At 61.5% G+C, this 501-nt stretch carries 1 protein-coding gene; it reads right to left on the reverse strand.

Annotated features, from left to right (window positions below):
* The coding region (locus F8N43_RS29235; RefSeq protein ID WP_263596750.1) for an ABC transporter transmembrane domain-containing protein at nucleotides 1–501 on the reverse strand (501 nt) is incomplete at both ends.

A 501-nucleotide genomic window follows, 5' to 3' on the forward strand; every position in this document is an offset into this window, starting at 1 on the left:
GTTCTGCTGGTTGGGGTAGGTGAAATTCAGGCCCCGGCACTCGATGGCGCACTGCCGGGTACGGCGGCTCAAAGGGCGTTCTTCGAAGTTGCGCTCTTGGGGCAGCTCCATCATCTGGTCGGTGGAGAACATGGTGACCTTGGCTTGCTGGTAGCGGGTCATAAGGCCCGACAGCGACGCCAGCGGGCTGAGGGCGCGGCCACTGGGCATGTAGCAGGAAATCGGGCCGCCCATGCTGAGGTGGCCGTCGATGATCTGGTAGACCCCGAAGACAAGCATGATCACACCCGCCAATTGCTGGATCAGCAGGGTGATGTTCATCGACAGCCCAGAGAGCATTTTCACCCGCAATTCAAGGCGGCTGAGGGTGCCAATGGTTTGCTCCCACTGGTATTGGCGCTCGCTTTCAGCGTTGTTGACCTTGACCGCATCCAGCCCGGCCAGGGTTTCGATCAGGCTCGACTGGCGCTCGGAGGCCAGGGCCATGGTGCGCTCCATGGT

This window comes from Pseudomonas fluorescens, from assembly GCF_902498065.1.
Lineage (GTDB): Bacteria > Pseudomonadota > Gammaproteobacteria > Pseudomonadales > Pseudomonadaceae > Aquipseudomonas > Aquipseudomonas fluorescens_BJ.